This window comes from Denitrobacterium sp. (genome assembly GCF_056180635.1).
The window spans coordinates 20,777-30,560 of the sequence record NZ_JAZZJS010000043.1 but is presented as its reverse complement, the minus strand read 5'-3'; the positions used below and the strand labels follow the sequence as shown (position 1 = coordinate 30,560).

Genomic DNA, 9,784 nt, shown 5'->3' with positions numbered 1-9,784 from the left:
CACGACCACGTTGGCATGGCTTCGCTGAGCAAGGATGGGCTTTGCGATGAGCTTACCGAGAGCTAGCCGCCTATTCCACTGTATGCGATGCGGAAAAGGCGCCTAGCTCATATATTCTTATTTACCGGCATGTTTGGCAGGAAGGCGATTATTCGTACCACTGATTAAGGTGGCAGTCACTACGCTCCCCAAAGCTGCTGCACGACCATCCACCGGCAATGCCCTCCATCTCCTCATCGGAGAGCTTGTAGCCCTCCTTCTTGGCGAGCGCCAGCAACTCCTCGGGGGTCTCGCACGCCTTCGCCTTCTCGCGCAGCTCGGGACTGAGATCTTTGAAGTCCATATTGCTTCCTCCTTATCAGCAGGCAAGGACCGAAGCCCAAAATATTACAATTCAAGTATTTATACACTACCCAGGCTCTTTTCGTCTCACAAAAAGACGTAGGTTTCAAAATAGGTGAATCATCACGAAGGCGCTCCTCTCGACGCTCGAGGGTTTCGGCGGGATATTCGGGTACGAACCCCCTGAGCTCGTGCGCATGGGCATCGGCGCCGTCGTTGGTGTGGGCCTGTGCGCGATGGGCTTCGGCGCCGGCAAGGCAAACGAGCAAGAGCATGTATGGGAAACCCTCCATCTCCCCGTCGGAGAATATGAGGGAGAGATGGGCATGTGCGGCACCCGCGTTTGTCTACTGCTGCAATGCGGCTACAGGCAAAACGTATATACCATCTGACCGGCAATACGCCCTGCCTCCCTTGCCAACGACGAAGGCAAGAAACTCAGGCGGGCGAACTTGCTCCCGGGGATTCGAGGTCAGCTTCGATGCCACGTGGAGCAACCTGGCAGCAGCATCTTCATCGACCTTGTCTTCGGAAAGCTTCACCTCAATTGCTGCCCAGCGTCCATCCGATAGCTCAACGACGATATCAGCTTCCACGCCTTTTTCATCGTGGTAATAGCCAATCTTGTTCGCAGCTCCAGGCATAACGGATACATAAGTACGAATGTCTCGCACGACAAGGGTCTCAAAAAGGCTCCCGAGCGTTTGCGTGTCGCGAACGAGCGTTTGGGGCGAGGCACCAATGAGCGATGCGGGGATGGATGGATCGACAAAATACCTCTTGGGTTTGGTCCTTACGCGTTTCTTCGATCGCAACGCAGGAGCCCATCCCGGTAGCTTTTCCACGACGTAGAGCTTCTCGAGAAGGTCGAGGTATCCGGTCACGGTATTTTGGGCGGCCTGAGCGTCTCCGTCTCCCATGTCTTTAGCCAGCGTTGCGAGCGTTGGGGCTTGAGCAACATTGAACGCTAGAGCACGCATGAGCCGCAGAGCCGTGCCTCCATTCTTGCCGAGGGAGGGAACGCTCACATCAATGATGCTCTTAACATATTCCGAAGGGGTTTCGAGAGCAAATTCATCCTCAAGGTCGATTATCGAAGGCCAGCCGCCCCTGCAACACCATCGTGCGACATCCTGCACCGTTGCCTCCTTGAGGATGGGTGTGAACTCGCCATCGAACAGGCCCGCGAAGCTCACTCCTCCACACGCCGGATCCGATTCGCAGAGCGCCATGGGACGCATGCGCAAACGGGCAATCCTGCCGGTGCCGCTGTGCCGTATCTTTCCCTCGTCCTTTGGACGGGCAGAGCCGGTGAGTATGAGCTCACCTTTGCGATTGGCGTTGCGGTCAATATGATTTCGCGCGGCATCCCAGACTGCTGGTACTTCTTGCCATTCGTCGACCAGATGCGGCTCATCGCCCATCAGCACCAAATTCGGATCTGTACGCGCGGCATCGAGCGCAGTCGCCTCCATGAGCGAATCGTAACTCTTGGCATGGGCTAATGCCGTCCACGTCTTGCCGCACCACTTGGCTCCGGTAATTTCCAGGCCCCCGAAGGATTTGAGCAGCTTTTCTATTCGCTCGTCGACAATCCTCGGACGATAGCCGGATGGAGTAAGGCTCTCTCCGGACACTCGTCTTCCTTTCAAATCAGACAATAATATCCGCCAATATTTCTATATATTTTCCGCCGCACATCTTAGCTATTTTCCGCTAATCTCGCAACTGGGAGTGTTTCGCACGTCTTATCAGAAAGATCGGGATCGATTATCTTGCGCAAAAGGCATGACCTCTATCTCCATCTATTAACTGCCAATTCGGCCGACCTGCAAACGAGTACCTCACGTATGCGAGCGCGCGCTTCCAGATCGTCGGCCGCTTCCATGGCTGCGCCCGCAAATTCGACCGACTTTACGACATGGTGTGGATGGAGAAGCACATCTGAGCAACTCGAAAACGCTTGTGCGTCACAGCATCGGTCCCGTGTCGCATCTAGCCGTTCTGCATGCAGCTAACCGAGCACCTCGTTGCATTTTTGGTGGGCAGAGGTGGGCATATGGTGGGCACAAGCAAAGAGGCCAGAAGCATAAGCCTCTGACCTCGTAGTTTGTGGTGAGCGTTACAAGATTTGAACTTGTGGCCCTTTAGGGCAGTCAGGCATGTGCAGGCGTTGCACCGAAGCCGCACATGTGGCCGGGGGAGGAGAAATCGCCCCATGCGCCGGCTTCGGCACTAGGAAGACTGCCTCTTGTCTGACTCGCAATATTAAGGTAATATGTTACTTATTTTAGTAATATATTACCCTAATGTTGTTGGGTTCACCAAAGGGAGGTTTGGCATGCACTTGGAAGAAGCCATCGAAAGCGGTCTTCTTGACTTCTCGAACATACCGCCAAACTACTACCTGCTTGGTCTTTTGAGCGCTTTCGAGAATCGCTTCCAGGCGATGGCCGACAGCATGATGAAGGAAATCAGTTGGAAGCAGTTCTTCGCGATTATCTGCATCGACCTCTGCCATGTCCCTCCGACGCTCAGGGAACTGTCGGAAATACTGGGAAGCTCCCATCAAAACGTAAAGCAGATTCTCATCAAGCTCGAAAGGAAGGGGTTCGTTGAGTTTCTCCCCGACGAGGCCGATCGAAGGAAGCAGCACATCGTTTTTACCCGTCATTGCAGGGAATTCTGCGATAGAAACGACAATATGAGCAGGGAAATCATGAATAAGCTTTTCGACGGAGTCTCGGAGCGAGAAATAACCAGCGCCATCCAAACCCTGATGAAAATCGAAAGTAACATAAGGGAGGCATAGCGAGATGTCAGGCATCATACTCTACAAATCCAAGTACGGTTCAACGAAGAAGTACGCCGAGTGGCTCGCGGAAGAGACCGGTTTTGCGCCGATGGACGTAGGCAATGCGAGCATCGAGGACGTCAGTCAGTACGATACGGTGCTGTTTGGGGGAGGCGTCTATGCCTCCGGCATCGCTGGTCTGTCGTTTCTGAAGAAGCATTGGGGGAGCCTCGGCGAGAAGAAGGTGCTGGTCTTTATCTGCGGCGCATCGCCCTACGACAAGAAGGCCTTTGACGCCGTCGTCGCTTCCAACATGAAGGACGGGCTGTCGGGAGTCCCATGCTTCTATTGTCGCGGGGCATTCGACATGTCGGCGATGACGTTCAGGGACAAAACACTCTGCAAGCTTCTCCAAAAGTCATTGGCGAAGAAGGATCCCGAGGAATGCGAGGTCTGGGAGAGGGCGCTGATGGAGGTTCCCGAAGGCGAGCGTGGCGATTGGACCGACAAGACCTACATCCAGCCGATTCTTGAGGCGCTACGCCAAAGCTGACACTGCCTCCCCGACGCGAGGAAAGACATAAGCCCTAGCCGCTGGTTGTCGCCAAGAGCGTCTCGGGCTCGCAGTGCTTCTTGCCATTGCTCGTTCGTCATCATGATGTGCAGCCCCTTCCGATTGGCGACCTCTTGTCCCGACCTGTGACCACTATTCAAAACAGACAAACTTATGACAGTTCGCAGACACTTCGGTCGAAAACTCAGTTATTGCCAGCCAGTCTTATATATCGTTATTTACCTATATCCGCAGGTCAATTGAACGTAGCACATCGTAAACTATTCTTGCTCAACGCTAATTCTCGCAACTGTCACGTCGGAGGTCGCGAGTTCAAGTCTCGTACATCCCGCCATCTGAAAATTGGAAGAGTCCCTATGGGGACTCTTTTTTTGTTCTCGGCTACTTCCTCAAGTACTTCGTTGATACGGGAAAGTCGAAGTAAGTGCTGGGATACGGTTCGTCCTCGAGCGTGAAGTGCCACCATTCGCAGTCGATGGGCTTGAACCCGTTGCGTAACATGGCGTTCCGCAGGGTCATGCGGTTGCGATACTGCTCGTCGGTGATGTTCTCGTTGTCGGGGTGCGACAGCCGACCGAAGTAGTCGAATGGGCCTCCCATGTCGACTTCCTTGCCCGTAGACATATCTAGCAAGGTCAAATCGACCGTGCTTCCCCTGCTGTGGCTTGACTGCTTGGCAATATAGCCCTGTTCGAAGAGATCCGCCTTATCTAGGTCGGGGTAGAAGAAGGGCTTCATGCGCATGTCGAGGTCGTCGAGGCTCCATAGTATGAAGTGCTTTACGGCTCGTGCGGGGCGATATGCGTCGAATACCTTCAGGCGGAAGCCCCATGCTGCCATTTCCCCCGCGACGGACTTAAGGGCCCGTGCTGCTTCCCAGGTGATGAGTGCGCTTGGCTCCTCGTAGCCATCGATGCGGTCGCCGATGAAGTTGTACGTGGAGTGGTAGCGTATTTCCTGGATGATGCTGGGCACGTGATCGGAAAGGACGACGAAGCCAGAGGGGTCCATTTCCGCCATGGTCTTGAAGTCGGGTTCCATTTCGTACCGCCTTTCGGTGCAGGACGAGGGATTGGCAACCAAGCTATCAATACATGATACTGAGTGGCGTTATCATTCCAATGTCGAGGTCGGGGGAGCGTTGCCTATTTGTTGCGCATGCAGGTTGTGGAGACGTGATTGAGCCGAAAAAGAGTCTTGCGTTCGCGCGGGAATACCTGTAGTATTTCCTTCGCTGCTTAAGCACGGGGTGTTAGCTCAGTTGGTTAGAGCGCCGGCCTGTCACGTCGGAGGTCGCGAGTTCAAGTCTCGTACATCCCGCCATCTGTAATTGAAAGAGCTCCCAATCGGGAGCTCTTTTTTCATTCTCGTCCGAGGTGGCGAGACTTGAACTCGTTGGAGTGGAAACGCGTGTAGCGAACGCCCCAGTGGGGCGTTCGTAGCGTTTCGCCCGACCGAGCCTGCGAGGGAGGGGTTGAGCGTTCGGCGAAGCCGTACGCGGAAGTCTCGGGTTATAGGCAGAAATGTGTGTCCGGGCATGGCTAGCAATCCAGCCAGCACCCACTAGAGTGGAATTCGGCCCAGACGATTCCCGAACCCCATCTCGCCACCTCGCCATCGGACTCCGCCGATGCGGCGCGCCTCCGCCATTCCATGATCGCCCCGTCGTCGGGGAACGTCCGCTCCATCTGCCCGTAGGGCATCGGCGACTCGGAGTTCATGTAGCACTGCCAGAACACGGCCTTGATCCGCCTGTCGACGGACATTCCCCTGTGGTTCCGCAGCATCTCGCGTATCCGCGCGTTGTTGCTCTCTATCCTGTTGCTCGTCGACGGCACCGGCCCGCCCGCCACGAGCTCCTCGTCCAGGAAGGTGAACAGGACCCCGTCCCTGCAGAGCCTCTCCAGGGAGCGCCTCGCCTTGCGCGGCCTCTCGTGCTTGTAGCGCCTCCGTCCGTCGACGACCGTGCGCTCCCGCAGGGAGGCGTCCCACCTCGCGCACCATTCCGAGAAGGAGGCGAGCCAACGCGTGGCGCCCTCCCGGTCCTCCACCCGCGTCAGCTCCTGCGCGATCCCCAGGAGCTCCGCGCCCGCCTGCAGGTTGGGACGCGTTGTGGTGCAGCGGTGAGAGATTTTGATTTCGAACGTTTGACGAGGGCTCATCTTCCCAACTACGTTGCGCATGGTATAATTCAAATCACCACATCTGTGAGTATTGGATTGTTCAATGCTCCATAACCGAATACTGCGAATTGCCGGCAAAGGGGGCATCTGTCCTAAGCAATTCGCATTCAGTTGTGGAGCGCTCACAGATGTGGTAATCCGTGCAGGACGGATGCTTCCTTTATTGTTGATCGCATCACTCCTTTGCGGATTTCCGTTGCAGGCACGGGCAAAGGAGGGTGCATGGCGAATTCAAATGAGCCACTCAATTCAGAAGCTGCCTTATAGAAAAGAAGTTTGAGTTCGATAGGGTGTTTACACCTGATGTTCTCGCGGCTTGTGGTGATAAAACGCTGTCTGATGCCTGCGATCAGTTCAAAGAGCTGCATAGTGCCACCGTTAGTTTGCTTTCTAACTAAAAAGCTATGAATTACATTTATGAAATGGTGCAGGGATCGACCTCGACCATGAGCTGACGTGACCAAAGTCACTTCAGCATTCACCTCCTATGAGAGAACCATAAACAGCATGAAGTAAGCCTGATGCTTGCAAGTTTCGGCATCGTTAGCAAAGATGCTATCCCGCAATGGGACGCTTCTAAGCCGATGCCAACTTGAGGCTATTTATACTCGTTTGACAAGGAGACAAAGATGAACTGCGTCAATTGCGGAGCACTGATTCCGAGCGATTCTGATTTCTGTCCAGAATGCGGGACGGCGATAAACGCTGATGCCTCAAATCTTATTTCTATTACCGATGAAACAAGCTTGACGGCCAATGCTTCTAAGGAAACAAAGCAGAAACACCAGGCCTCAGAGCTTGATAGCGAAACTAAACACGAAAAGCCCCCATTGACGACAGCGGGTTCATCTTTGGACGCAGGGAACACTGCATGCTTGATTGGCATCATCGCGGGAATCGGTTTTGCCGTCGCTGGACTGTTGATAATGGTTATCGCTTCACCAGGATGTGAGACAACCTCCTTTGGCGGGGACGCTTATACCTACATCTATCAAGGCATCGTCGCAATTGCGAATAGCGTTGTGTTGATGACGAGGGCAATAGGGGGGTGTCTAGCAGCCATCGGTATCTTTATGACTTGTTTCTTTTGGCGAAAACGCCGCCCATAGACCGAGAGGCAAATCCCCATGTTTTGCAGGAAGTGTGGCAAAGAAATAGAATCTGGCAACATTTGCGAGGCCTGCTCCCGTGCATTCGATGGTGGTGGAGTCCCGAGCGTAGCGTCTCGTTCAGAAGACGTTTCTGTTGTCGGTGAGGCGAAAGCCGATGGCCTATCTTCGCTGAAGAAGTCTTTTTCTTCGATGGACAAAGTGACCCGAATTATTGTAATTGCTGCGGCGGTTGCAGTTTGCGTCGGATTGGTTTTCGTATTCGGATATTTCGCAACTCGATGCCAAGCTGAAGGATGTAACAACGCAGCAGAATACGGGCATTATTGCGCTCGCCACGTATGCCTATATCCCGGATGCGTGCAGCAGCGAACTTCTTCGTCCCAATACTGCTATATGCATGAAGGATACGACGATAGCTCAGACATTGGAACAACAAGTGGATCAGGGGTGTCTACAGGTAAAAGCAATGCTCTTTCAAAGGCGAAAAGCTATTTAAAGTCTTCGGCGTTCTCAAGAAAGGGCCTCATTGAGCAGCTTGAGTTCGAGGGCTTTTCTGAAGCGGAAGCTACGTATGCCGTCGACAATTGTGGCGCCGATTGGAACGAGCAGGCGGTCAAAAAGGCCAAGAGTTACCTCAGGTCATCGTCCTTTTCTCGCAAGAGCCTAATCGAGCAGCTTGAGTTTGAGGGCTTTACGCATTCGCAAGCAGAATATGGGGTTACTGGCGCCGGTTACTAGGAATAGGAGAACAGCTATGTATTGCAGGAAGTGTGGTAAACAAATACCAAACGACTCGATTGTGTGCCAGTATTGCGGGGTTAATACTGCGGTGGATGAAGACAGTTCACTTTCAGGACAGATATCGCAGAACGATGAGCAGGCAGGGTCATTTCGGGATAATGATATTGACGTCGACAAGCAAATCGCTGACGGATTGTCTGATTCCGCTTCGGAGCAGAACGTTAGTGGCGAAGCAAAAGTTGGTGCTACAAAGGGGGCTCAGCCGAAGAATAAAACCATCGCTATTGCTGCAATCGCCGCAGTTGTGGTGGTTGCTCTTGTGGTGGTTGCCGTATTTGCGTTGGGGGGACGAGGATCATCAGATTCTGCAGAATCCGTTGGAAATGTCTCCTCTGAGCCGATTGTTGGCGAGTGGAAGGTGGCAGCAATATCAACTGAAGACGATGGCATGTCTTCGTTTACATCAGGTGGTGCGACAATAAATAATGACGGAAGCATTTCAGTCAATCTAACTAGGGGCAGTGGATTGAAAATGTCTGGCACATGGAAGGCGGAGTCAAAAAGCAATTGGCCCGATGTTGATGATCTTGCCGGCTACTACGACATATCTCTTTCAGTAGATGGGAGCAAGGGGGGCTATACTGGGGCGGTGACCAAGTCGGGTTCCGAGTATACCTTGTTTTTACTATTGGACAACAGCGATACATCACTTATCTTTACCAGGCCTGTTTAGCCATTTGTTATTGGCGCTCCATCAAGTAGTTGGAGTAATGAGGGACGATAAGTATTGAAACTCAACCTCAGTTATAAGAAAAGTGCCGGAGTAGGTGACTGACATACCTTTTGGGCGCTTTGCAATTCGCGTATTAACGCATCAGCCTTTGATGTCATTCATCTGGCCGCACTTGATGACGTAGCGCAGCTTCTTGATCAGGGAAACGGCGAAGGCTTGCTTGCGGACCTGTAATGCTTCTGGCTTGTTTGCGGGTGCACACCAGGTGCACACCGTCATCGAAACCTGCATGAAAGTACCTAAAACTGCGCGATTGGCGTAGCGCAGATTGCGTTTTGACCTGCACTTTCACATATATTGACATGCGGCGATGCCGCTGTCACGTCGGAGGTCGCGAGTTCAAGTCTCGTACATCCCGCCATCTGAAATTGGAAGAGTCCCTACGGGGACTCTTTTTTGTTTCCGTCCTAGGTGTCGAGACTTGAGCTCGATGGAGGGTAACGGCGGAAACAAGCTTCGAGCTGCTTTGCGCGGAGTACAATAATGGCAACGGTTTGCAAGCGTTCGAGAGGGGTGGGACCTATGAGGAGATCCCTGGCAATCGTTCTGTCGTGCTGTGTGTTCGTGCTTATGCTTGGCCTTGTCGCCTGTGGCGGGGGTAGCGCTTCAACCTCGACTTCAGCGTCGTCTGAATCTTCCTCCACCAGTTCCAGCTCCGATGACGCCGCAAAGGCCGAGTACGATCGGGCATGCGCCCTGTACGATGCGGGCAAGTACTACAGCGCGAAAGAAGCCTTCGAGAAGAGCGCTTACGGCGACTGGGAGCAGCGTGCCACCGAGTGCGTGCAGCCCATGCCGGAGACTGGCGAGCTCTTCCACGACCCGAACATGACGAGCGATAACATGATCCTCGACTTTATCGTCAACGAGGAAGACGCTAGCAAGGGAACGTACATCTCGGTGTATGCCAAGGATATGAGTTTGGTTGAAACCCTGTTCATCAAGGGCGGCGGTACCGTTGAGACGTGGTTGCCGGGCGGCGAATACTACGTGAAGGACTCCACTGGAACCGAATGGTATGGCGAGGACGAGCAGTTCGGGCCCAGCGGATATTACGAATCAATGGTCTTTAACGAGGTTGAGGGCGACCCCAACCTGACCGTGCTCGCCGAGGGCTATAGGAATGCCATCACAATCAACGCTACGAGCGACGCGGGGCAAAGCGTCGACTCCCAGGAAGGCAGCTGGGCCAACCGGTAGCACTGGGAAGCTTGCTAGAAGGCACTAACTTTGGCGCGCCCAGGA

At 53.6% G+C, this 9,784-nt stretch carries 10 protein-coding genes, 1 tRNA gene and 1 pseudogene; 7 read left to right on the top strand and 5 right to left on the bottom strand.

Going from position 1 to position 9,784, the window contains the following annotated elements; genetic code table 11:
- Positions 1-148 precede the first annotated feature (148 nt).
- Positions 149-343, bottom strand: coding sequence for a Nif11 family protein (locus AC04P6_RS04145; RefSeq protein WP_475565334.1), 195 nt, complete (start codon positions 341-343; stop codon positions 149-151).
- A gap of 346 nt (positions 344-689) precedes the next feature.
- Positions 690-1,979, bottom strand: a complete 1,290-nt coding sequence (locus AC04P6_RS04140; RefSeq protein ID WP_475565333.1) for an ATP-binding protein — start codon at positions 1,977-1,979, stop codon at positions 690-692.
- A 641-nt stretch (positions 1,980-2,620) separates the two neighbouring features.
- Here AC04P6_RS04140 and AC04P6_RS04135 point away from each other — a divergent pair.
- Both AC04P6_RS04135 and AC04P6_RS04130 read left to right on the top strand, forming a co-directional pair.
- Complete coding sequence (locus AC04P6_RS04135; protein WP_475565332.1) at positions 2,621-3,154, top strand: MarR family winged helix-turn-helix transcriptional regulator; 534 nt, start codon at positions 2,621-2,623, stop codon at positions 3,152-3,154.
- A 4-nt stretch (positions 3,155-3,158) separates the two neighbouring features.
- Entirely contained in the window at positions 3,159-3,689 is a 531-nt protein-coding gene (locus AC04P6_RS04130) for a flavodoxin domain-containing protein (RefSeq protein WP_475565331.1), read from the top strand.
- A gap of 402 nt (positions 3,690-4,091) precedes the next feature.
- Here the strand turns inward: AC04P6_RS04130 and AC04P6_RS04125 are convergent, their stop codons facing one another.
- Positions 4,092-4,751, bottom strand: coding sequence for a M15 family metallopeptidase (locus tag AC04P6_RS04125; protein WP_475565330.1), 660 nt, complete (start codon positions 4,749-4,751; stop codon positions 4,092-4,094).
- Between the two features lie 205 nt (positions 4,752-4,956).
- Between AC04P6_RS04125 and AC04P6_RS04120 the strand changes: the two genes are divergently transcribed.
- Positions 4,957-5,033: transfer RNA gene (locus AC04P6_RS04120), tRNA-Asp, on the top strand.
- 515 nt (positions 5,034-5,548) lie between these two features.
- On the opposite strand, the pseudogene AC04P6_RS04115 reads toward AC04P6_RS04120, so the two are convergent.
- A pseudogene (locus AC04P6_RS04115) lies at positions 5,549-5,833 on the bottom strand (IS256-like element ISEle1 family transposase); the annotation flags it as partial.
- A gap of 689 nt (positions 5,834-6,522) precedes the next feature.
- Here AC04P6_RS04115 and AC04P6_RS04110 point away from each other — a divergent pair.
- From AC04P6_RS04110 to AC04P6_RS04100, 3 genes are read left to right on the top strand one after another with little or no spacing between them, the layout of a single operon-like run.
- Complete coding sequence (locus AC04P6_RS04110) at positions 6,523-7,002, top strand: zinc-ribbon domain-containing protein (protein ID WP_475565329.1); 480 nt, start codon at positions 6,523-6,525, stop codon at positions 7,000-7,002.
- Between the two features lie 18 nt (positions 7,003-7,020).
- Positions 7,021-7,743, top strand: coding sequence for an Ltp family lipoprotein (locus tag AC04P6_RS04105; protein ID WP_475565328.1), 723 nt, complete (start codon positions 7,021-7,023; stop codon positions 7,741-7,743).
- Positions 7,744-7,759: 16 nt separating this feature from the next.
- Positions 7,760-8,479 (top strand): zinc ribbon domain-containing protein, encoded by a 720-nt coding sequence (locus tag AC04P6_RS04100; RefSeq protein WP_475565327.1) that lies wholly within the window; start codon positions 7,760-7,762, stop codon positions 8,477-8,479.
- A gap of 141 nt (positions 8,480-8,620) precedes the next feature.
- On the opposite strand, the gene AC04P6_RS04095 is transcribed toward AC04P6_RS04100, so the two are convergent.
- Entirely contained in the window at positions 8,621-8,770 is a 150-nt protein-coding gene (locus AC04P6_RS04095) for a hypothetical protein (RefSeq protein ID WP_475565326.1), read from the bottom strand.
- 291 nt (positions 8,771-9,061) lie between these two features.
- Here AC04P6_RS04095 and AC04P6_RS04090 point away from each other — a divergent pair, with 291 nt between their 5' ends.
- Positions 9,062-9,739 (top strand): hypothetical protein, encoded by a 678-nt coding sequence (locus AC04P6_RS04090; RefSeq protein WP_475565325.1) that lies wholly within the window; start codon positions 9,062-9,064, stop codon positions 9,737-9,739.
- Positions 9,740-9,784: the final 45 nt, after the last annotated feature.

Coding starts and splice junctions, on each gene's coding strand:
- AC04P6_RS04125 (WP_475565330.1), bottom strand. CDS start 4,751: ATGGAACCCGACTTCAAGACCATGGCGGAAATGGACCCCTCTGGCTTC.
- AC04P6_RS04130 (WP_475565331.1), top strand. CDS start 3,159: ATGTCAGGCATCATACTCTACAAATCCAAGTACGGTTCAACGAAGAAG.
- AC04P6_RS04090 (WP_475565325.1), top strand. CDS start 9,062: ATGAGGAGATCCCTGGCAATCGTTCTGTCGTGCTGTGTGTTCGTGCTT.
- AC04P6_RS04105 (WP_475565328.1), top strand. CDS start 7,021: ATGTTTTGCAGGAAGTGTGGCAAAGAAATAGAATCTGGCAACATTTGC.
- AC04P6_RS04110 (WP_475565329.1), top strand. CDS start 6,523: ATGAACTGCGTCAATTGCGGAGCACTGATTCCGAGCGATTCTGATTTC.
- AC04P6_RS04095 (WP_475565326.1), bottom strand. CDS start 8,770: ATGCAGGTTTCGATGACGGTGTGCACCTGGTGTGCACCCGCAAACAAG.
- AC04P6_RS04145 (WP_475565334.1), bottom strand. CDS start 343: ATGGACTTCAAAGATCTCAGTCCCGAGCTGCGCGAGAAGGCGAAGGCG.
- AC04P6_RS04135 (WP_475565332.1), top strand. CDS start 2,621: ATGTTACTTATTTTAGTAATATATTACCCTAATGTTGTTGGGTTCACC.
- AC04P6_RS04100 (WP_475565327.1), top strand. CDS start 7,760: ATGTATTGCAGGAAGTGTGGTAAACAAATACCAAACGACTCGATTGTG.